This is a genomic window from Cupriavidus lacunae (genome assembly GCF_003353055.1).
Classification (GTDB): Bacteria; Pseudomonadota; Gammaproteobacteria; order Burkholderiales; family Burkholderiaceae; genus Cupriavidus; species Cupriavidus lacunae.
In genome coordinates, this window is sequence record NZ_QKWJ01000010.1 from 56,537 (window position 1) to 77,056 (window position 20,520).

22 protein-coding genes are annotated in these 20,520 nt (G+C 67.1%); 7 read left to right on the forward strand and 15 right to left on the reverse strand.

The window, feature by feature from the left end:
* Window positions 1-19: 19 nt before the first annotated feature.
* Window positions 20-547, reverse strand: a complete 528-nt coding sequence (locus DN412_RS11115; protein ID WP_115014968.1) for an FKBP-type peptidyl-prolyl cis-trans isomerase — start codon at window positions 545-547, stop codon at window positions 20-22.
* A gap of 11 nt (window positions 548-558) precedes the next feature.
* Here DN412_RS11115 and DN412_RS11120 point away from each other — a divergent pair, with 11 nt between their 5' ends.
* Both DN412_RS11120 and DN412_RS44465 read left to right on the forward strand, forming a co-directional pair.
* Window positions 559-1,764, forward strand: a complete 1,206-nt coding sequence (locus DN412_RS11120) for a cupin domain-containing protein (RefSeq protein WP_208647593.1) — start codon at window positions 559-561, stop codon at window positions 1,762-1,764.
* A 199-nt stretch (window positions 1,765-1,963) separates the two neighbouring features.
* The gene (locus tag DN412_RS44465; protein ID WP_115014974.1) at window positions 1,964-2,206 is read left to right on the forward strand and encodes a hypothetical protein; all 243 of its coding nucleotides are present in this window, start codon (window positions 1,964-1,966) and stop codon (window positions 2,204-2,206) included.
* A gap of 105 nt (window positions 2,207-2,311) precedes the next feature.
* On the opposite strand, the gene DN412_RS11130 is transcribed toward DN412_RS44465, so the two are convergent.
* From DN412_RS11130 to DN412_RS11160, 7 genes are all read right to left on the reverse strand, one after another.
* On the reverse strand, window positions 2,312-3,100 hold the full coding sequence (locus DN412_RS11130) for an MBL fold metallo-hydrolase (RefSeq protein ID WP_115014976.1): 789 nt from the start codon (window positions 3,098-3,100) through the stop codon (window positions 2,312-2,314).
* Window positions 3,101-3,167: 67 nt separating this feature from the next.
* Entirely contained in the window at window positions 3,168-4,421 is a 1,254-nt protein-coding gene (bamC, locus tag DN412_RS11135) for an outer membrane protein assembly factor BamC (protein ID WP_115014980.1), read from the reverse strand.
* A gap of 49 nt (window positions 4,422-4,470) precedes the next feature.
* Window positions 4,471-5,355 carry a 4-hydroxy-tetrahydrodipicolinate synthase gene (gene dapA / locus DN412_RS11140; protein WP_115014984.1) on the reverse strand — a complete coding sequence of 295 codons (885 nt, stop codon included), beginning with the start codon at window positions 5,353-5,355 and terminating at the stop codon, window positions 4,471-4,473.
* Window positions 5,356-5,492: 137 nt separating this feature from the next.
* Entirely contained in the window at window positions 5,493-6,071 is a 579-nt protein-coding gene (locus DN412_RS11145) for a class I SAM-dependent methyltransferase (protein WP_115014988.1), read from the reverse strand.
* A 16-nt stretch (window positions 6,072-6,087) separates the two neighbouring features.
* Window positions 6,088-6,753, reverse strand: coding sequence for a site-2 protease family protein (locus tag DN412_RS11150; protein WP_115014991.1), 666 nt, complete (start codon window positions 6,751-6,753; stop codon window positions 6,088-6,090).
* Window positions 6,754-6,832: 79 nt separating this feature from the next.
* Entirely contained in the window at window positions 6,833-7,456 is a 624-nt protein-coding gene (locus DN412_RS11155) for an L-threonylcarbamoyladenylate synthase (protein WP_115014994.1), read from the reverse strand.
* Window positions 7,457-7,536: 80 nt separating this feature from the next.
* On the reverse strand, window positions 7,537-8,382 hold the full coding sequence (locus DN412_RS11160) for a 3',5'-nucleoside bisphosphate phosphatase (RefSeq protein ID WP_115014997.1): 846 nt from the start codon (window positions 8,380-8,382) through the stop codon (window positions 7,537-7,539).
* A gap of 168 nt (window positions 8,383-8,550) precedes the next feature.
* Between DN412_RS11160 and DN412_RS11165 the strand changes: the two genes are divergently transcribed.
* Window positions 8,551-9,627, forward strand: coding sequence for an NAD(P)/FAD-dependent oxidoreductase (locus tag DN412_RS11165; RefSeq protein ID WP_115015046.1), 1,077 nt, complete (start codon window positions 8,551-8,553; stop codon window positions 9,625-9,627).
* A gap of 17 nt (window positions 9,628-9,644) precedes the next feature.
* Here the strand turns inward: DN412_RS11165 and DN412_RS11170 are convergent, their stop codons facing one another.
* Complete coding sequence (locus DN412_RS11170) at window positions 9,645-10,544, reverse strand: alpha/beta fold hydrolase (protein ID WP_115015049.1); 900 nt, start codon at window positions 10,542-10,544, stop codon at window positions 9,645-9,647.
* A gap of 148 nt (window positions 10,545-10,692) precedes the next feature.
* On the opposite strand from DN412_RS11170, the gene DN412_RS11175 reads away from it, so the two are divergent.
* Window positions 10,693-12,423, forward strand: coding sequence for an acetate--CoA ligase (locus DN412_RS11175; protein WP_115015052.1), 1,731 nt, complete (start codon window positions 10,693-10,695; stop codon window positions 12,421-12,423).
* Window positions 12,424-12,433: 10 nt separating this feature from the next.
* Here DN412_RS11175 and DN412_RS11180 read toward each other — a convergent pair whose 3' ends face one another.
* Window positions 12,434-13,315 (reverse strand): ferritin-like domain-containing protein, encoded by an 882-nt coding sequence (locus DN412_RS11180; protein WP_115015054.1) that lies wholly within the window; start codon window positions 13,313-13,315, stop codon window positions 12,434-12,436.
* Window positions 13,316-13,453: 138 nt separating this feature from the next.
* Between DN412_RS11180 and DN412_RS11185 the strand changes: the two genes are divergently transcribed.
* From DN412_RS11185 to DN412_RS11195, 3 genes are all read left to right on the forward strand, one after another.
* A complete protein-coding gene (locus tag DN412_RS11185; protein WP_078195843.1) occupies window positions 13,454-13,978 on the forward strand; it encodes a gamma carbonic anhydrase family protein in 525 nt (174 codons plus the stop codon).
* 37 nt (window positions 13,979-14,015) lie between these two features.
* The gene (hslO, locus tag DN412_RS11190) at window positions 14,016-15,017 is read left to right on the forward strand and encodes an Hsp33 family molecular chaperone HslO (protein WP_115015056.1); all 1,002 of its coding nucleotides are present in this window, start codon (window positions 14,016-14,018) and stop codon (window positions 15,015-15,017) included.
* A 126-nt stretch (window positions 15,018-15,143) separates the two neighbouring features.
* Window positions 15,144-15,566, forward strand: coding sequence for a hypothetical protein (locus tag DN412_RS11195; RefSeq protein ID WP_115015059.1), 423 nt, complete (start codon window positions 15,144-15,146; stop codon window positions 15,564-15,566).
* A gap of 55 nt (window positions 15,567-15,621) precedes the next feature.
* On the opposite strand, the gene ftsB is transcribed toward DN412_RS11195, so the two are convergent.
* The 5 genes from ftsB to DN412_RS11220 all read right to left on the reverse strand — a co-directional run bounded on the left by ftsB (window position 15,622) and on the right by DN412_RS11220 (window position 20,462).
* Complete coding sequence (gene ftsB, locus DN412_RS11200) at window positions 15,622-15,963, reverse strand: cell division protein FtsB (protein WP_018006885.1); 342 nt, start codon at window positions 15,961-15,963, stop codon at window positions 15,622-15,624.
* A gap of 168 nt (window positions 15,964-16,131) precedes the next feature.
* Window positions 16,132-17,421 carry a phosphopyruvate hydratase gene (gene eno / locus DN412_RS11205; protein WP_115015063.1) on the reverse strand — a complete coding sequence of 430 codons (1,290 nt, stop codon included), beginning with the start codon at window positions 17,419-17,421 and terminating at the stop codon, window positions 16,132-16,134.
* A 105-nt stretch (window positions 17,422-17,526) separates the two neighbouring features.
* Window positions 17,527-17,820, reverse strand: coding sequence for a DUF1330 domain-containing protein (locus DN412_RS11210; protein ID WP_115015066.1), 294 nt, complete (start codon window positions 17,818-17,820; stop codon window positions 17,527-17,529).
* A gap of 91 nt (window positions 17,821-17,911) precedes the next feature.
* Window positions 17,912-18,781 carry a 3-deoxy-8-phosphooctulonate synthase gene (kdsA, locus tag DN412_RS11215; protein ID WP_078195839.1) on the reverse strand — a complete coding sequence of 290 codons (870 nt, stop codon included), beginning with the start codon at window positions 18,779-18,781 and terminating at the stop codon, window positions 17,912-17,914.
* 28 nt (window positions 18,782-18,809) lie between these two features.
* Window positions 18,810-20,462: a CTP synthase gene (locus DN412_RS11220; RefSeq protein WP_078195838.1), complete on the reverse strand. Its 1,653-nt coding sequence runs from the start codon at window positions 20,460-20,462 to the stop codon at window positions 18,810-18,812.
* Window positions 20,463-20,520: the final 58 nt, after the last annotated feature.

Consider the following 20,520-nt stretch of genomic DNA (forward strand, 5'->3'; position numbering starts at 1 on the left):
ATACGCTGTATGCGTGCGCTCAGTGCAGCGTGCGCGGCGTATCGTCGTCCTCGTCCTCATCCACCACTTCAACGCCCGAGGCGCCGTGGGCGTGGCCGTGTTCGATTTCCTCGGCGGTGGCTTCGCGCACTTCGGAGACCTTCAGCCAGAAGCGCAGCGCCATGCCGGCCAGCGGATGGTTGCCGTCCAGCACGACCTTGTCCTCGGCCACGTCGGTCACGGTGTAGATGACGGAGTCTTCTTCGTCGCCGTCCTCGGGCATGCCTTCGAACTGCATGCCGACTTCCAGCGGCTCGGGGAAGCGGTTGCGCGGCTCGACCTTCACCATATCGGCGTCGTAATCGCCGAACGCGTCTTCCGGTTCCAGCTGCAGCTGGGTCTCGAAGCCCGTGTCATGGCCGTCGAGCGCTTCCTCGATCTTGGGGAACGTGCCATCATAGCCGCCGTGCAAATAGACCATGGCTTCATCTGACTCCTCGATCAGATTGCCTTGCGCGTCCGATAGCTTGTACATCACGGACACTACCGTGTTCTTAGCGATTTTCAATTCTTGACTCCATGAACGATTCCGCATTATACGCGCAGGCCCTGCCCCCTGGCCCCGTCGATCCAGACACTCCGCTCGACCTGCTTGGTGGCATGACGCCTGCTGCATTCATGCGGGATGTCTGGCATCACAAACCCCTCCTCATTCGACAGGCGGTGCCGGGAATCGTGCCACCTGTGTCGCGCGATGCGCTTTTCGACCTTGCCGATCGCGACGACGTCGAATCGCGCCTGGTGACGCACTTCCGCAACCGCTGGAAGCTCGCGCATGGCCCATTTGCGCGCGAAAACCTGCCCGCCGTCAAGAGCCGCCAATGGACTTTGCTGGTGCAGGGCGTCAACCTGCACGATGCCGCCGCGGCGGAACTGATGGGTCGCTTCCGCTTTGTGCCCGATGCGCGCCTGGACGACCTGATGATCAGCTACGCCTCGGACGGCGGCGGCGTGGGTCCGCACTTCGATTCGTACGACGTGTTCCTGCTGCAAGTCTCGGGCCGGCGCCGCTGGCGCATCTCGTCGCAGGCCAGCCTGGACCTGATTCCGGACATGCCGCTGAAGATCCTGGCCGACTTCAACGCCGAACAGGAATGGGTGCTCGAACCCGGCGACATGCTGTACCTGCCGCCACAGTATGCGCACGATGGCGTTGCCGAGGGCGAATGCATGACCTGCTCGATCGGCTTCCGCGCGCCGGCCTATCGCGAACTGGCCGGGCACTTCCTGGCCTGGCTGTCGGAAACGGTCGAGGATAACGAAGACCTCGGCGGCCGTTATGCCGACCCCGGCGAGCGCGCCGCCACGCGCCCCGCGCAATTGCCCGCCGGCATGACCAAGGCCGTAGCCGAACGGCTCAAGGCGCTGCAATGGAACATCCAGATGGTGTCGGAATTCCTCGGCAGCCATCTGTCCGAACCCAAACCCGGCGTTGAATTTGCGGAGATCGCCGACATCCCGTTGCGCTGTTATGCAACACTGGCGGCCCGCCATGGTGTCGTCCTTGCCCCGGCATCGATCGCGCTTTACGACCGCGCCAATTTCTTCCTGAATGGAGAAGCCTACGAACCGCCGGCCGAACTGATGCAGTGGTTGAAAAAATTGGCCGATTATCGGCAACTTAGTGGCGAAGATGTTGCTGCTTGCGCGGATCTCCCTGACCTGATGGAAACGTTCCATCACTGGGCGCTGGAAGGATGGTTGCAGTTGGGCCCGCGGCTGTAATAATGCGTAACATTGCGAATCAGTAAATTTCGGCGCTACACAAGCCGGGAAAACGCGGATATAATCGTCGGCTGGCTAGTACTGCGGACCACTGCATATGTCGGCACCCGGGAGGGCCTCTATTTTGCAGTTCAAGAGCGATAATTACCGGTAATTATTCATCGCCTGTTTTTCGTTATTACAAGTTAAAGGACGAACAATGAAGAAGTCTCTCCTGATCGCATCGCTGCTGGCCGCTGTTGCTCTCGCCGCTTGCGGCAAGAAGGAAGAAGCTGCCGCTCCGGCCGCTGACACGGCTGCTCCGGCTGCTGCTGCTCCCGCTGCTGAAGCTTCGGCCCCGGCTGCTGAAGCCCCGGCTGCTGCCGCTGCAGAAGCTTCGGCCCCGGCTGCTGAAGCCTCGGCTCCGGCTGCTGACGCTTCGGCTCCGGCTGCCAAGCAGTAATCGGTTCCACACCGATAAAAAAACCGGCCTTCGGGCCGGTTTTTTTATTTGGAGCGCTGCTACCGCACTGCGCTCCGCCGTGCTCACTTCGCACTCACTCATCCCTCAGGCGCGCACCGCCTGCCAGTCCAGCCCCTCGTCCTGGTCCGCCACCAGCACCTCGGAGGGCAGCGCTCCCAATGCCGCCGCCAGCGCCCCGGTGGCCAGCTCACGCGTGTTGTTCTGCTTGCTGAGATGGGCCGCGACCACGCGGTTCAGTCCGGCATGGGCAACCTGCGCCAGGATGCTGGCCGCGACTTCATTGGCGAGGTGGCCGAAGTCGCCGCCAATGCGCCGCTTCAGCGAGGCCGGATAGACCGAGTTGCGCAGCATCTCGCGGTCATGGTTGCATTCCAGCACCAGCGCATCCACGCCTGACAGGCGCGCTGTCACATAGGGCGTTTCCATGCCCGCGTCGGTCAGCACACCCAGCCGCGCCTGCCCGTCCGACAGCACGAACTGCACCGGCTCGCGCGCGTCGTGCGGCACGGTATAGGGCAGTACCTGCAGGCTCCCAATAGCGAAGGCATGGTCGGCGCAGCAGACCCGTACATCGGCAGCATCGGCGCCGCGCAGGTGCGAGGTCGCCAGCCACGTGCCGTGGCTGGTGTAGACCGCCAGGCGATGGCGCGCGGCAAAGGCATAGGCCGAGCCGACATGGTCGCCGTGCTCGTGCGTGACCAGCACGGCGTCAAGCTGGTCCGGCGTGACACCCAGGCGCTCCAGGCGCCGGGCGGTCTCGCGGATGCCGAAGCCGCAGTCCAGCAGCACGCGCGTCGTGGTGGTGTCTTCGCGGGATTCGATCAGCAGCGAGTTGCCCTCGCTGCCACTGCCGAGGAAGGCGAAGCGCATCATGGCCGCGCCCTACCCGCCAGGCACCGGCCAGGACGGCCGGCTGGCAAGCCAGCAGTCATGCGCCGGCTCAGTGCAGTTGCTCGTCGAGCAGCGACAGGATGCGCTTGCCGACTTCGCCGTTCTCCGGCTGGCCGGCTTCGTTGAGCACCGTCACCAGCGTGCCGCTGCTGGTGCCCTTGAGCGCCACGCGATACTTCTTGGCGGTCTTGGGATCGTCCGGCTTGGTGAACAGCTTGGAGAAGAAGCCGCGGCTGTCGACATTGGTACGCGGATCGACATAGCGCACGTAGTACAGGCCCTGGGCGCGGTCGCGGTCTTCGACGGTGAAGTTCACGCGATCCAGCGACAGGCCGACCGAGCGCCAGGCACGGTCGAACGGCTCGGGCAGCTGCAGCGCCGGGGCACCGTTGACCTGGGCCAGGTACGACTTGCTTTGCGCGGCGCCGTCGGCTGCCGCGGCAGTGCCAGCAGCAGCGGTCGCGCCGGCGGCGGCACCAGCAGCCTCAGTACCGGCCGCGGCGCCCGTGTTGCCAGCTGCCGCCGGGTTCTTGGCCATGCGGTCAGCCTGCTCCTTCTGCACACCCAGGCGCTGGGCCAGGCGCGACAGGAATTCGGCTTCCAGTTCGGGATCGGCCGGACGCGGGGTCCAGACCGTGGTCGACTTGTCGACGCCGGTCAGCTGTTCCTGCGCGCCGCGGTGGCTGATGAAGACCTCGAGCGTGCCGTTCTGCGCGCGCTCGACGCGGGTGCGGAACTTGTCGCGCTCGGAGGTCGAGTACAGGCCGTCGAACACCTTGCCGATGGTATTGCGGATGATGTCCTGCGGAATCTTGGCGCGGTTCTCGGCCCAGTCGGTTTCCATGATGCCGGTCTCGGGCGAGTCCTGCACCAGCAGGAAACCGCTTTCCTGCCAGAAGCCGCGCAGCTGCTGCCACAGCTGGTCGCCGCGCATGCCGTTGCTGATCACCAGCCAGCGCTGGTTGCCGTCGCGCTCCATGCGGATGCCCTGCGCCGAGGGCAGCACGTTTTCGCTCGGGGATTGCTCGCGGACCTTGGTGGCCTGGCTGTAGGTCGACAGCGTCGAGGTGCCGTTCGCATCGGGTACCGAATAGCGGCGGTCGCCTTCCAGCTTGGTCAGGTCGGGCGGCACGTCCAGCGTGGGCGTGCGCTTCGAGGCCGACGACTTGTAGTCGATCTTGTCAGGCTGCATCGCCTCGTTGATGCTGCTGCAGCCGGTGATCAGGCCGGCGGCAAGCACGGGCACAACCAGGGCGGCACGGCGGACTTGCGTCGCGCCGCGGCGGTTAAGCTTCTGTTTCATTGACACGCAATCCTAGTAGATGGGGCGGACAGCAGGACGCCGTGGAGAATCAGGCCAGCAGGCCGGCGGCGGCCAGTGCCTTGCGGACATAGTCGTGGTTGCTCTCGGACAGCGGGGTCAGCGGCAGGCGGATACCACCTGCCATCCTGCCCATCTGCTGGAGCGCCCACTTGACCGGGATCGGATTGGCTTCGATGAACATGGCCTGGTTCAGCCCGATCAGTTCCATGTGCAGGCGGCGCGCGGTGACGACGTCGCCCTTCAGTGCCGCAGCGCACATCTCATGCATCTTGCGCGGCGCCACGTTCGCGGTGACCGAGATATTACCGTGTCCGCCCAGCAGGATCAGCGCAACCGCCGTGGGGTCGTCGCCGCTGTAGATGGCAAAGCCTTCCGGCGCGTCCTTGATCAGCTGCGCGGCACGGTCGATATTGCCGGTGGCTTCCTTGACGCCGACGATGCCCGGCACCTGCGCCAGGCGCAGGATGGTCTCGTTGTTCATGTCCGCGACCGTGCGGCCCGGCACGTTGTACAGCAGCACCGGCAGGTCCACCGCCTCGGCGATGGTGCGGAAATGCCGGTACATGCCTTCCTGGGTCGGCTTGTTGTAGTACGGCACGACCTGCAGCGAGGCATCGGCACCCACCTTCTTCGCGAAGGCGGTCAGCTCGATGGCTTCCTTGGTGGAATTGCCGCCGGTACCGGCGATGATCGGGATGCGCTTGCCGGCCTGTTCCACGGCAACGCGGACCAGTTCGCAGTGCTCCTCGACGGTAACCGTCGGGGACTCACCAGTGGTGCCCACGATCACGATGGCGTCGGTGCCCTCGGCCACGTGCCAGTCGACCAGTGCGCGCAGGGCCGGGAAGTCCAGGCTGCCGTCCTCATGCATCGGGGTGACGATGGCGACAATGCTGCCGGTAATCTGTGTCATAACGTTAAGGAATTCGGGATGCGAATAACGGGATTGTACCGGAACCGCAGGCCGCTTCGACCGCTGCCCGGACAGGGGTTGATACCAACTGTTTCAACGCGTGCCGCGCGATTCCCGCCGACAGCACGGCGCCCCGCTCAGGGATCGAGCCGGTAGCGTGGCGGCGCGGGCGCATCGGCGGCCGCCGCCACCTCGCGTACCGCACAAATGCGCTGCACGAAGGCTGTTTTCGGCACTTCTGCGAGGCCATCCTCATAGGCGACCACACGCAGGCCAGACTCGCGCGCCACCTCGAGCAATTCGCCCGGCCGCAGCAGAAAATCTGGCCGCGACGGCTTGCCGACGGTCTCATTGCCGACGGCGAAGGTCTCATGGATCCAGAACCCGCCCGGCGCTAGTGCCGCCGCCAGGTGCGGCCACAGCGGCCGGTGCAGGTAATTGGTGACGACGATGGCGTCGAACGGCGCCTCGCCGGCCAGCGGCCAGGCGCCCTGCTCCAGGTCCGCCACCCGCCCGGTTACGCCGGCCGGCAGGCCGGCAATCGCTTCGGTATCGCGGTCGACCGCCAGCACCGTGTGGCCGCAAGCGGCCAGCCAGGCGGCGTGGCGGCCGCTGCCGCAGGCCAGGTCCAGCACCCGCGCGCCGGGGCGCAGCAGGTGCGCCCAGCGGGTGACCCAGGCGGACGGGGCTGAAATACCGGCATGTGTAAGCTTCATTGCGTTCCCCGGCACCTCAATGCAGCAGCATCACGATCGGGCGCAGCAGCAACTCGATCAGCGCCATCAGCACATTGACCACCGGCGTCATCCAGATCGTGGTGATCACGCCCGCGGCCACCAACGCCAGCACCACGAAGATGCCATACGGCTCGATGCGCGACACCGCGCGGGCAATGCCCTGCGGCAGCAGCGCGGTCAGCACGCGGCCGCCGTCCAGCGGCGGCACCGGGAACAGGTTGAAGGCGGCCACCACCAGGTTGACGCGCACGCCCGCCAGTGCCATCTCGCCGAAAAACGGCTCGCGCACCCCGCCCCAGGTCAGGCCGATGGCCAGCAGCACCCAGACGAAGGCCTGCACCACGTTGCTGGCCGGGCCGGCCAGCGCCACCCACATGCCATGCCAGCGCGGGTTGCGCAGGCGCTCGAACACCACCGGCACCGGCTTGGCGTAGCCAAACACGAACTGGCCGCTGGTCATGATGTAGAGCAGCAGCGGCACCGCGATGGTGCCGATCGGGTCGATATGGCGGATCGGGTTCAGGCTGACGCGCCCGAGCGCGTAGGCCGTGTTGTCGCCGAACACCTTGGCCACGTAGCCGTGTGCGGCTTCGTGCAGCGTTATGGCGAACAGCACCGGCAGGGCATAGACCGCGAAGGTCTGGATAAGGGAGGAATCCATGGTGTCTATTGTAACGGTCCGGCGGCGCCCAGGCGCACGCTGGTGCACCCGTCTGCGGAGGTAGCGGCGCCGGAGGAACTCAGAGCCCGAAGCGCTCGACGTCGCCGCGGCCCGCGCGGATCAGCTCGGGTTCGCCGCTGGTCAGGTCGATCACCGTGGTCGGCTGTGCCGGCGCCGGGCCGCCGCATACCACCAGGTCGAGCTGCTTTTCCAGCCGCGCGCGGATTTCCGCCGGATCGTTGAGCGGTTCCTCGTCACCCGGCATCTGCAGCGTGGCCGAGATCAGCGGCTCGCCGGTCTCGCCCAGCAGCGCCAGCGGGATCGCGTGTTCAGGCACGCGCACGCCGATGGTCTTGCGCGCCGGGTGCGACAGCCGCCGCGGCACTTCCTTGGTGGCTTCGAGGATGAATACGTACGGGCCCGGCGTGGCGCCCTTGAGCCAGCGGTATTGCCGGTTGTCGACGCGGGCAAAGTTGCCCAGCTCAGACAGGTCGCTGCACATCAGCGTCAGGTGGTGGCGGTCGTCGATGCCGCGCAGCCGGCGCAGGCGCTCGACGGCGGCCTTGTCGTCGAGCCGGCAGGCCAGCGCATAGCTGGAGTCGGTCGGCAACGCGATCAGCCCGCCCTTCTGCAGGATCTGGGCGGCCTGCTTGATCAGGCGCGACTGCGGATTGAGCGGATGGATCTCGAAGTACTGTGACATGGGCCAGGGGGGACGGATTCGGACGGGACGGAGCGGAATCTGGGGGGGTACCCCGGCCAGGCCGGGCACGCGCCTGCCACCTACCAGTCGTGCCAGACGGGGGTGACCGAGGCCGGCAGCGGCGGCAGCGTTCCCAGCCCCACGCGCCCTTCGCCGGGGCCGTGGAAGTCCGAGCCGCGCGAGGCCAGCAACCCATAGTGGCGGGCCACCTCGGCGTAGCGGCGGTACTGGTCGGGCGTATGGCTGCCGGTCACCACCTCGACCGCGCCGCCGCCCAGCGACGTGAATTCATCGAACAGCGCGTCGTGCTGGGTATCGGTGTAGTGGTAGCGGCCCGGGTGCGCCAGCACGGCGATGCCGCCGGCCGTGCGGATCCAGCTTACCGCTTCGGCCAGGCTGGCCCAGCGGTGGCCGACATAGCCGGGACGGCCTTCCGACAGGTACTCGCCGAACACGTCGCCAATCGTGGCGCAGCGGCCCTGGTCGACCAGCCAGCGCGCAAAGTGCGTGCGCGAGATCAGGTCCGGGTTGCCCACGTAGCGCAGCGCGCCTTCATAGGCGTCGGTGATGCCGACCTTGGCCAGCGCGTCGGCGATATCGCGCGCGCGGCGCGCGCGGCCCGAGCGGGTATCGGTCAGGCCATCGATCAGTTCCGGGCAGTGCGGGTCGACCTGCAGGCCGACGATATGCACGGTCTGCCCGGCCCAGGTCACCGAGATTTCCACGCCCGGCACGTAGCGCATGCCGAATTCCTCGGCCGCGGCGCGTGCCTCGGCCTGCCCGCCCAGTTCGTCGTGGTCGGTCAGCGCCCAGTACGCGACCCCCGCGTCGCGGGCGATTGCCGCCACGGCGCGCGGCGCGAGCGTGCCGTCGGATACGGTCGAATGGCAATGCAGGTCGGCATTGATGGCGTGGGCGTTTTGCATGGTGTCATTCTACTCCCGTCGCCCCCCATGCGTGACCCCGGAGCACCCTGGCGGGCCACGCCAAAGCCATGCCGGCAACGCTGGCGTCGGCGGAAACCGGGGTGGCGCGGGGTATAGTCGGGCTTTGCACCGTCTATTCGCGGGCACCTGGCGTGTCCGCCATGCCCAATGCCCACCGCTACCCCTGCAGCCGCCGCACCCGTCACCACCACCGATGTCCTGATTGTGGGCGCCGGCCCGGTCGGCCTGTTCGCCGCATTCCAGGCCGGCGTGCTCGGCCTCAAATGTGAACTGATCGATGTGCTCGACCGCGCCGGCGGCCAGTGCACCGAGCTCTATCCCGAAAAGCCGATCTACGACATCCCCGCCGTGCCGGGCTGCCTGGCGCAGGACCTGGTCGACCGGCTGCTGGAGCAATGCGCGCCGTTCGCCTTCCCGATGCACTTCGGCCAGCGCGCGGAAAGCGTGTCCGAAACCCCGGCACCGGACGGCCATGCCGCCCACGAACGCCTGCTGGTAACCACCGACGGCGGCAAGCGCTTCGACGTCGCCGCGGTGCTGATCTGCGCCGGCGTGGGCGCGTTTGCGCCGCAGCGCGTAGCGCTGCCGGAAGCGCCGGCGCTGGAAGGCCGCCACGTGCACTACGCCGTGCGCGATGTGTCGCGCTTTGCCGGCAAGCGCGTGATCGTGGCCGGCGGCGGCGACTCGGCGCTGGACTGGGCACTGGCGCTGCGCAAGGTGGCCGCGCGCGTGACGCTGATGCACCGGCGCGAAGGCTTCCGCGCGGCGGACGGCACCGTGGCGGAAATGCGCAGGGCGGTGGCGGCCGGCGAGATGGATTTCGTGGTCGGCATGCTGGGCGCCCTGCGCACCGAAGGCCAGGACGGCCCGCTTACCGAGGTCGAGATACGCACCCGCGACGGCAGCACAGTGCTGCCCGCCGATGAACTGGTGGCGCTGTACGGCCTGGTGTCCGAGCCGGGGCCGATCGCGCACTGGGACATGGACATGCGCGCCGGCCGCATCCTGGTCGACACCACCACCTATGAGAGTTCGCGCCGCGGCATCTTTGCCGCGGGCGATATCGCCTACTACACCAACAAGCAGAAGCTGATCCTGTCAGGCTTCCACGAAGCCGCGCTGGCGCTGCGCCGCGCCTACCACTACACCTTCCCGGAAAAGGCGCTGGTGCACGTGCACACCAGCAACAACGCCGCGCTGAAGGAAAAGCTCACGCACGCCTGAACGGCCGCGCGCCGCGCCTACACCGGACCGCAGAACGATTCCACCAGCGCCGCCACCGCGGCGGGCTGGTCGTGATGCAGCATGTGGCCGGCATCTTCCACCACCGCCTCGCGGAAATCGCGGAAGGCGCGGAAGCGCTCCTTGAACTCGTCGATGGTCTGCTTGTGGGCGATATGGCGCAGCGTGTCCGAATCGCGCGCCTCCACATGCAGCACCGGCGCGCTGACCTGCTCCCAGATCGCCATCACTTCATCGACCCGGTACAGCATCGGGTTGACCAGCTTGTGCGCGGGGTCGCCCAGGATCTCCCAGCGGCCGTCCACGTTGCGGCGCGACCAGTGCGCGGCCAGGAAGGCGGCTCGGTCGTCGGGCAGGCGCGGGTTGGTCTTCTGCAGCCGGGCGGCGACGCCGTCCACGCTGTCATACGTCTTCATTTCCGCGCCGGCGCGCAGTTCGTCGAGCCAGCGCGCGTAGCGCTTCGGCGCATGCACCGGCCGCGTCGCCGTCATGCCGAAGCCCTCCAGGTCCACCACGCGGCGCACGCGCTGCGGGCGGATGCCGGCATACAGGCAGATCACGTTGGCGCCCATGCTGTGGCCGACCAGGTCGACCTGGCCGTCGGGCGCGTAGTGGTCGAGCAAGGCCTCCAGGTCGGCAATGTAGTCGGCAAACCAGTAGGACTGCGTGCCCGGGTAGCGCGTCGGCCAGTCGGTCTCGCCAAAGCCGCGCCAGTCGGGCGCGATCACGTGCCAGTCGCCGCGCAGGTGGTCGACCAGGAACTGGAACGACGCAGCCACGTCCATCCAGCCGTGCAGCATGAACAGCTTGCGCGCGCCGGGCGTGCCCCAGTGGCGCACGTGGTAGCGCAGCCCACGCAACGTGATAAATTCAGACTGCGAGGTTTCCTTGATAGTCATTGTCTCCACCCTTGCGTCGGGGTCTTCCTGCCGCTGGGGCTGGCGCGGGAAGCCACGACAAAATAGAACGATCGTTCGCTTGCGGGCATTATAGCGGCCAGCGCCGTTGGCAACTTGCCGCGCCAGGCGGACCTACCGGAGACCCTGGATGGCCGCAGCTGCCTTGCCGGAAAGCCGGCGCGACGACTACCGCGCCCTGTACGAATCCTTCCGCTGGGAAATCCCGCCGCAGTTCAATATCGCCGAGGCCTGCTGCGGGCGCTGGGCCCGCGACCCGGCCACGATGGACCGCATCGCGGTCTATACCGAGCATGAGGACGGCCGCCGCAACGCGCATACCTTTGCCCATATCCAGGCCGAGGCCAACCGCCTGTCGTCGGCGCTGCGCGCGCTCGGCGTGGCGCGCGGCGACCGCGTGGCGATCGTGATGCCGCAGCGGATCGAGACCGTGATCGCGCATATGGCGATCTACCAGCTAGGCGCCATCGCCATGCCGCTGTCGATGCTGTTCGGCCCCGAGGCACTGGCCTACCGCATCGCGCACAGCGAGGCCAGCGTGGCGATCGCCGACGAGACCTCGACCGATAACTTGCTGGCCGCGCGCCCGGAATGCCCGACGCTGGCGACGGTCATCGCCGCCGGAGACGCGCACGGCCGCGGCGACCACGACTGGGACGTGCTGCTGGCGGCGCAGCTGCCGACCTTCATCGCCGAGCAGACCAAGGCCGACGCGGCCGCGGTGCTGATCTATACCAGCGGCACCACCGGCCCGCCCAAGGGCGCGCTGATCCCGCACCGCGCGCTGATCGGCAACCTGACCGGCTTTGTCTGCTCGCAGAACTGGTATCCGCAGGACGACGACGTGTTCTGGAGCCCGGCCGACTGGGCCTGGACCGGCGGCCTGTGGGATGCGCTGATGCCGGCGCTGTATTTCGGCAAGCCCATCCTCGGCTACCAGGGACGCTTCTCCGCCGAGCGCGCCTTCGAACTGCTGGAGCGCTACGCCGTCACCAACACCTTCCTGTTCCCGACCGCGCTCAAGCAGATGATGAAGGCCTGCCCGGAGCCGCGCCAGCGCTACGACATCAGGCTGCGTGCGCTGATGAGCGCCGGCGAGGCCGTGGGCGAGACCGTGTTCGGCTGGTGCCGCGAGGCGCTGGGCGTGATCGTCAACGAGATGTTCGGCCAGACCGAGATCAACTACATCGTCGGCAACTGCACCGCGCAGAACGACGACGCGCGCCTGGGCTGGCCGGCGCGGCCGGGTTCGATGGGACGCCCCTACCCCGGCCACCGCGTGCAGGTGATCGACGATGAAGGCCGCCCCTGCCCGCCCGGCGAGGACGGCGAGGTCGCGGTCTGCGCCACCGACAGTGCCGGGCATCCGGACCCTGTCTTCTTCCTCGGCTACTGGAAGAACGAGGCCGCCACTGCCGGCAAGTACGCCGAGCGCGACGGCCTGCGCTGGTGCCGCACCGGCGACCTGGCGCGCGTCGATGCCGAGGGCTACCTGTGGTACCAGGGGCGTGCCGACGATGTGTTCAAGTCCTCGGGCTACCGCATCGGGCCCAGCGAGATCGAGAACTGCCTGCTCAAGCATCCGGCGGTGTCCAACTGCGCCGTGGTGCCCTCGCCCGACCCCGAGCGCGGTGCCGTGGTCAAGGCCTTCGTGGTGCTGACGCCGTCGGTGGCGCGCTCGTTCGACGGCGACGCGGCGCTGGTGGCTGATTTGCAGGCCCATGTGCGCGGCCAGCTGGCGCCCTACGAATACCCGAAGGAGATCGAGTTCATCGACCAGTTGCCGATGACCACCACGGGGAAGATCCAGCGGCGGGTGTTGCGGCTGCTGGAGGAGGAGCGAGCGGGCAAGCGGGCATAGGCCTCACAAACTACCCGGCAGAAGCCTCCAGCCACGCCAGCTCATCCTCATCGAAGCCGGCCGCGCGCCGCGCATCGAGGTTGAACGGCCCGCGCAGCTTCGGCGCGCGGTACTGCTCGGCCAGTTGCGCGTAGGTGGCGACCGGGTCCAGCCCGCGCTGCGCGCACAGCCAGCGGTACCAGTGGTTGCCGATGGCCACGTGGCCAACTTCGTCGCGCAGGATGATGTCGATGATGGCCGCGGCGGCGTGGTCGCCCGCGCCGGCCAGCCTGGCGCGCACCGGCGGCGAGGCGTCGAGCCCGCGTGCCTCCAGCGTGCGCGGCACCAGCGCCATGCGCGCCAGCACGTCGCCGGCGGTCTTGTCGGTCATCTCCCACAGGCTGTTGTGCGCCGGGAAATCGCCATACGCCGCGCCGAGCGTGCCGAGGTGGTCGGCCAGCAGCGTGAAGTGGTACGCCTCTTCATCGGCCACGCGCATCCAGTCGCGGTAGTAGCCGGGCGGCATGCCGGCAAAACGCCAGGCCGCGTCCAGCGCGAGATTGATGGCGTTGAACTCGATATGGCACAACGCATGGATCATCGCCGCGCGCCCGGCCGGGGTATGCAGCGAGCGGCGCCGCTCGACGCCCTGCGGCGCCACCAGCAGCGGTCGCACGGGGCGGCCCGGAATGGCGTGGGCGGCGTCAGCCTGGATCGCCTCGCCGGCGGCGAGCGCTTCGTCCGGCAACGTCATCACGAGTCGGTAAAGTGCCCGCGCCGCCACGGCTTTCTTCCGCGGATCCGTCATGCACAGCACCGCCAGCGCCTGGTGGCGCGGCGAAAGTGACGGATCAGGCAAAGCGGCGGCGGGTGTTTTTTCTGGCATGGGCGTAAAATCCGGGACTGCCGCCATTGTAGGGCCTGGCCGGTGCCCGACTGCCGTGCAAGCCGCGCAGTCGCCGTGGCGCCGCGCGCCCGCACCCCACCCCGGCCCTTTAAAGTCCGGCGGCAACCCCCACTTCAACAAAAGCCTTTCAGTGCAGGAGACCTCATGGCGCTTTACCAGCTCGGCGACGTCAAGCCCAATATCGACAGCGATGCCTACGTGGCCCCAGAAGCCACCATCATCGGCAACGTGACCCTCAAGTCCCGCGCCAGCGCCTGGCCCGGTGTCGTGATCCGCGGCGACAACGAACCGATCGTGGTGGGCGAGGACACCAATATCCAGGAGGGCTCGGTGCTGCATACCGACCCGGGCTGCCCGCTGACCCTGGGCGACAAGGTCTCGATCGGCCACCAGGCCATGCTGCATGGCTGCACCGTGGGCGAAGGCACGCTGATCGGCATCCAGGCCGTGGTGCTGAACCGCGCCGTGATCGGCAAGGAATGCCTGGTCGGCGCCGGTGCCGTGGTGACCGAGGGCAAGGTCTTCCCGGACCGCTCGCTGATCCTGGGCGCGCCGGCCAAGGTAGTGCGCGAGCTGACCGACGCCGACGTCGCCAACCTTTACCGCAACGCCGAGACCTACGCCACGCGACAGGCCATGTACAAGCAACAGCTCAAGCGGATCGGCTGAACCGCAGCGGCATTTACCGAATCATCGACAGATTATTGTGACCGATACCACCACCCCCGACACCCTGCAGAAATTCCTGTTCGACGCGGCTCCCGTGCGCGGCGAGCTGGTGCGCATGGAAGCCACCTGGCAAGAAGTGCTGGGCCGCCACAGCTACCCCGCACCGGTGCGCCGGCTGCTGGGCGAGATGATGGCCGCCGCGGCGCTGCTGTCGGCCAACCTGAAGTTCAACGGGGCGCTGGTCATGCAGCTGCACGGCGACGGCCCGGTGCCCATGCTGGTGGTGGAATGCCTGTCCGACCTGTCGATGCGCGCCACCGCCAAGCTGGCCGAGGGCGCGCAGATCGCCGACGACACCACCCTGGCGCAGATGGTCAATGTCCACGGCCACGGCCGCTTTGCCATCACGCTGGACCCGAAGGACAAGCTGCCGGGCCAGCAGCCCTACCAGGGCATCGTGCCGCTGGCCGACGCACATGGCCCGCTGGCCTCGATCAGCGCCGTGCTGGAGCACTACATGCAGGCGTCCGAGCAGCTCGACACGCGCCTGTGGCTGGCCGCCGACGACCATGTCGCCGCCGGCATGCTGCTGCAGAAGCTACCGGCCTACGGCGGCACCGCGGAAGTCGGCGAGACCGGCGCGCCGCTGGTCAGCCATGCCCGCGCCCAGGACCTGGACACCTGGGACCGTGCCGTGCAGCTTGGCACCACCCTCAAGGCCGACGAACTGCTGGCCGAGACGCCCGACACCCTGCTGCGCCGCCTGTTCTGGGAAGACCTGCAGGACGCCGGCCTGCGCGTGTTTGAGCCGCTGACACCGCATTTCCACTGCTCATGCTCGCGCCCCAAGGTGGCGGGCATGCTGCAGTCGCTGGGCCAGGAAGAGATCGAAGGCATCATCACCGAGCGCGGCCATGTCGAGATCCACTGCGACTTCTGCGGCCAGCGCTATGAGTTCGACCCGGTCGACTGCGCCCAGCTGTTCTCGGCCACCCATATCGCCACCGGCGCCGGTGCCGGCGCGCAGCAGCACCACTGAGCCGCCACGGCGGCGCGGCCCCGGGCAGGCACGGGGTGGCAAGGCGGAAACATCCGCCTTGCCGTCCGGTCCAACGGCTGTACGATGGCAGCATCCAGTTGCCGACCAGCGAGCCTGAGAACAACCATGTCCGCCCGAGCCATCTCCCCCGTGCCAGAACCCCCCGCCACGACACCGCGCGTGCTGCGCCGCATTGCTGCCTGCGCTGCGCTCGCGGCCCTGCTGCTGGCCGCCGGCTGCGCGGAAATCCCGCGCGACGCCAACGGCTCGCCGCCCACCGCGCGGCTGGCGCCCAACGCCATCCCGCCAGCATCGCTGACGACGGAGGACCAGCAGAAGCTGAGCGCGCTGAACCAGCAAGTCCTGCGCGACCAGGCAGCCGCCATCGCGTTCGACCAGCAGGCCGCGGCCGCGCGCGCGGCCTATGGCTATCCGAACACCAGCTGGAACCTGTATTACGGGGGATGGGGTGGCGGCCACTGGGGTGGCGGCGTCAGCGTCGGCATGCCCGGCTGGGGCTGGGGCGGCTATCCGTACGGCTGGTGGTGACAGGCAGGCGGCGGGCTGGATCCAAGCCCACCGACAGTGAGAGACAAGGCGCCTCTTAGTGGCCGCCTCTTCCGGCCACCGAATTCGGTGGCGGCGGCAACGGCGGCGTGGCGCTGACCTTGGGTGCCGGCGCGACAAACTGCACGAAGACCTCGCCTTCCCGCACCATGCCCAGCTCATAGCGAGCACGTTCCTCGATCGCACCGGTGCCGTCCTGCAGGTCGGCGACTTCCCCTTCCAGCTTGGCGTTGCGCAGCTTGAGCGTCTGGTTGCGGGTGCCCTGCTCAGTCAGTTGCCGGTTCAGGTCCCACACGCGCAGCCACCCCCCCTTGCCCAGCCAGAGTGGATACTGGATGGCAAGCAGCAGCACGAACAACAGCAGCGAGATCAGGCGCATGAAGGATTGCGGACAGGAATTTCCGCACAATGATCTGCGAACTCAGCCTAGAAGGCAATTGCCAGGCAGATTTCGATACAAAAACGGCGGCGGCCGGGCAAGGCCGGCCGCCGCCATTTCATCCGCTTGCCGCCGCTCCCGCGCAAGCGGGAACGACGGGGCAAGGTGTCAGCGCAGGTTGTAGAACGCGCCCTTGCCCGGGTAGCTGGCGATGTCGCCCAGGTCTTCCTCGATGCGCAGCAGCTGGTTGTACTTGGCCATGCGGTCCGAGCGCGACAGCGAGCCGGTCTTGATCTGGCCGGCGTTGGTGCCCACTGCGATGTCGGCAATGGTGCTGTCTTCGGTTTCGCCCGAGCGGTGCGAGATCACGGCGGTGTAGCCGGCGCGCTTGGCCATCTCGATGGCTGCAAACGTTTCGGTCAGCGTGCCGATCTGGTTGATCTTGATCAGGATCGAGTTGCCGATGCCCTTCTCGATGCCTTCCTTCAGGATCTTGGTGTTGGTGACGAACAGGTCGTCACCCACCAGTTGCACGCGGGCGCCCAGCTTGTCGGTCAGGGTCTTCCAGCCGTCCCAGTCGCCTTCGGCCATGCCGTCCTCGATCGACACGATCGGGAACTTGTCGCACAGGTTGGCCAGGTAGTCGGCGAACTGCGTCGAGGTCAGCTTCAGGCCTTCGCCTTCCAGCTGGTACACGCCTTCGGCCTCGTGGTAGAACTCGCTGGCGGCGCAGTCCAGCGCCAGCAGCACGTCTTCACCGGCGCGGTAGCCGGCCTTCTCGATGGCCTGCACCACGGTGTTCAGGCATTCCTCGTTGGACGAGAAGTTCGGCGCGAAGCCGCCTTCGTCGCCCACCGCGGTGGACATGCCCTTGTCGGCCAGGATCTTCTTCAGCGCGTGGAAGATCTCGGCGCCGCAGCGCAGGGCTTCGCGGAAGCTGGTCTGCGACACCGGCATGATCATGAATTCCTGGATGTCCAGGCTGTTGTTGGCATGCGCGCCGCCGTTGACGATGTTCATCATCGGCACCGGCAGCTGCATCGCGCCCGAACCGCCGAAGTAGCGGTACAGCGGCAGGCCGGCTTCTTCAGCGGCGGCCTTGGCCACGGCCATCGACACCGCCAGCATGGCGTTGGCACCCAGGCGGCCCTTGTTCTCGGTGCCGTCGAGGTCGATCAGGGTGCGGTCCAGGAAGGCCTGCTCGGAGGCGTCCAGGCCCATGATGGCTTCGGAGATTTCGGTGTTGATATGCTCGACAGCCTTCAGCACGCCCTTGCCCAGGTAGCGGCTCTTGTCGCCGTCGCGCAGTTCGATGGCTTCACGCGAACCGGTGGAGGCGCCCGACGGCACGGCCGCACGGCCCATCACGCCGGATTCCAGCAGCACGTCGCATTCGACGGTGGGATTGCCGCGCGAGTCGAGAACCTCGCGACCGATGATATCTACGATTGCACTCATGAATTCCTCTCTGACTGTTGATTCTTGCTGCTGCTGGTTACTTCAACCTGTGCACGTGTCAGGCGCATGTCATGTGCGCATGACAGCTGCCAGGCACCGGCCTGCTCAGGCGGCGCCCTCGACCACGATCATGTTCATCTTCGCCGCGTGCTCGCGCGCCTTGCGCGCGGCGCGGTAGGCCTCGCCGTCGTGGAAGGCCTTGGCGGCTTCATAGCTGGGGAATTTCAGCACCACGACGCGCGTCGGCGCCCACTCCCCTTCGAGCGGCTCGGTCTTGCCACCGCGCACCAGCACTTCGGCGCCATGGATCTGAATGGCCTTGCTCGAAAGCACCTTGTATTGCTCGTACTGCTGGGGGTCGGTCACGTCGACGTAGGCGATGATAAAGCCCGCGGCCATGGAGTATCTCCCGATTTTTTGTATGGTCTTTCGATATGGTTTGTCACCGCCGGCGGCCAGCAAGGGCGCGGCGGCGACAAACAGGGCCTGCTCAGGCGCAGGCCGGCCAGCCGAAGTTGTCTTCCAGGAACCCGGCGCGCTTGACCAGCGTGTCCAGGTCCTTGAGCACGGCCAGCAGTTCCTTCATGCGCGACAGCGGCACCGCGTTGGGACCATCGGACATGGCCTTGCTCGGGTCCGGGTGCGTTTCCATGAACAGGCCCGCCACGCCGGTGGCGACGGCGGCACGCGACAGCACCGGCACGAACTCGCGCTGGCCGCCAGAGCTGGTGCCCTGGCCGCCCGGCAGCTGCACCGAGTGGGTGGCGTCGAACACCACCGGGGCACCAGTCTCGCGCATGATCGCCAGCGAGCGCATGTCCGACACCAGGTTGTTGTAGCCGAACGAAACGCCGCGCTCGCAGGCCATGAAGACATCGTCAGGCAGACCGGCTTCGCGCGCGGCATCGCGCGCCTTGTCGATCACGTTCTTCATGTCGTGCGGCGCCAGGAACTGGCCCTTCTTGATGTTCACCGGCTTGCCGCTCTGGGCACAGGCGCGGATGAAATCGGTCTGACGGCACAGGAAGGCCGGCGTCTGCAGCACGTCCACCACGGCCGCGACGGGCTTGATCTCGTCGATCTCGTGGATGTCGGTCAACACCGGCACGCCGATCTCGCGCCTGACCGTCGCCAGGATCTCCAGGCCCTTTTCCATCCCCAGGCCGCGGAACGACTTGCCCGACGAACGGTTGGCCTTGTCGAACGACGACTTGTAGATGAATGGAATGCCCAGTTCCGTGGTGATGGCCTTGAGCTCGCCGGCCGTATCCAGGGCCATCTGCTCCGACTCGATCACGCACGGACCCGCGATCAGGAAGAACGGCTTGTCGAGGCCGGCCTCGAATCCACAGAGTTTCATGACAATCTCCTCTCGTGCCGCCCGGGGCTCAGGCGCCCTTGCGCTGCTGGCTGGCCAGCGCGGCTTCGACGTAGGCCTTGAACAGCGGATGGCCGTCGCGCGGCGTCGAGGTGAATTCCGGGTGGAACTGCACGCCGACGAACCAGGGGTGCATCGACTCGGGCAGTTCCATCATTTCCGGCAGGTTTTCCGTCGGCGTGCGGGCCGAGATCACCATGCCGGCCTTTTCCAGCGTCGGCACATAGTGGTTGTTGACCTCGTAGCGGTGACGGTGGCGTTCATTGACCTCGGCGCCGTAGATCGCGGCGGCCTTGGTGCCTTCCTTGACCGGTACGCGCTGCGCGCCCAGGCGCATGGTGCCGCCCAGGTCGGAATCGGCCGAGCGCTGCTCGACCTTGCCTTCGCGGTCCACCCACTCGGTGATCAGCGCGACCACCGGGTGTTCGGTTTCCAGGTTGAATTCGGTCGAGTTGGCGTCGGTCATGCCGGCCAGGTGGCGGGCGATTTCGATCACGGCCAGCTGCATGCCCAGGCAGATGCCGAGGTAAGGGATATTGTTTTCGCGGGCGTACTGGATCGCGCGGATCTTGCCTTCCGTGCCGCGCTTGCCGAAGCCGCCCGGCACCAGGATGGCATCCAGCGGAGCCAGCACTTCGAGGTGGCCCGATTCCAGTTCCTCGGAATCGATGTACTCGATGTTCACGCGGGTTGCCGTATGCATGCCGGCGTGGCGCAGCGCCTCGATCAGCGACTTGTACGACTCGGTCAGGTCGACGTACTTGCCGACCATGCCGATGGTGATCTCGTGCTCGGGATTTTCCTGGGCGTTGACCAGCTTCTGCCACATCGACAGGTCGGCCGGCTTGGGATCCAGGCGCAGTTCCTCGCAGATCAGGCGGTCGAGGCCCTGCTCGTTGAGCATCTGCGGGATCTTGTAGATGGTGTCCGCGTCCCACACCGAAATCACGGCGTCCTGCGGGATATTGGCGAACAGCGAAATCTTGGCGCGCTCGTCGTCCGGGATCGGGCGGTCGGCGCGGCACAGCAGCGCGGTCGGCGAGATGCCGATCTCACGCAGTTTCTGCACCGAGTGCTGGGTCGGCTTGGTCTTCAGCTCGCCGGCGCTGGCAATGAACGGCACCAGCGTCAGGTGCACGAAGGCGCAGTGGTTGCGGCCCATGCGCAGGCTCATCTGGCGCGCGGCTTCCAGGAACGGCAGCGATTCGATGTCACCGACGGTGCCGCCGATCTCCACCAGCGCCACGTCGGCCTTGCCGTCGTGCGAGGCGGCGGCGCCGCGCTCGACAAACGCCTGGATCTCGTTGGTGATATGCGGAATCACCTGCACGGTCTTGCCCAGGTATTCACCGCGGCGTTCCTTGCGGATCACCGATTCGTAGATCTGGCCCGTGGTGAAGTTATTGGACTTGCGCATCTTGGCCGATACGAAACGCTCGTAGTGGCCGAGATCCAGGTCGGTTTCCGCACCGTCTTCCGTGACAAACACCTCGCCATGCTGGAAAGGGCTCATCGTGCCGGGATCGACGTTGATGTAGGGATCGAGCTTGAGGAGGGTGACTTTGAGGCCGCGCGACTCAAGAATGGCCGCGAGCGAGGCAGCAGCGATGCCCTTGCCGAGAGAAGAGACGACGCCACCGGTGACGAAGACGAATTTGGTCATAAACCGAGCTTGCCGGGGAAATCGGGATTATACATGAGAGCCCGTTCCCCGCCGACCC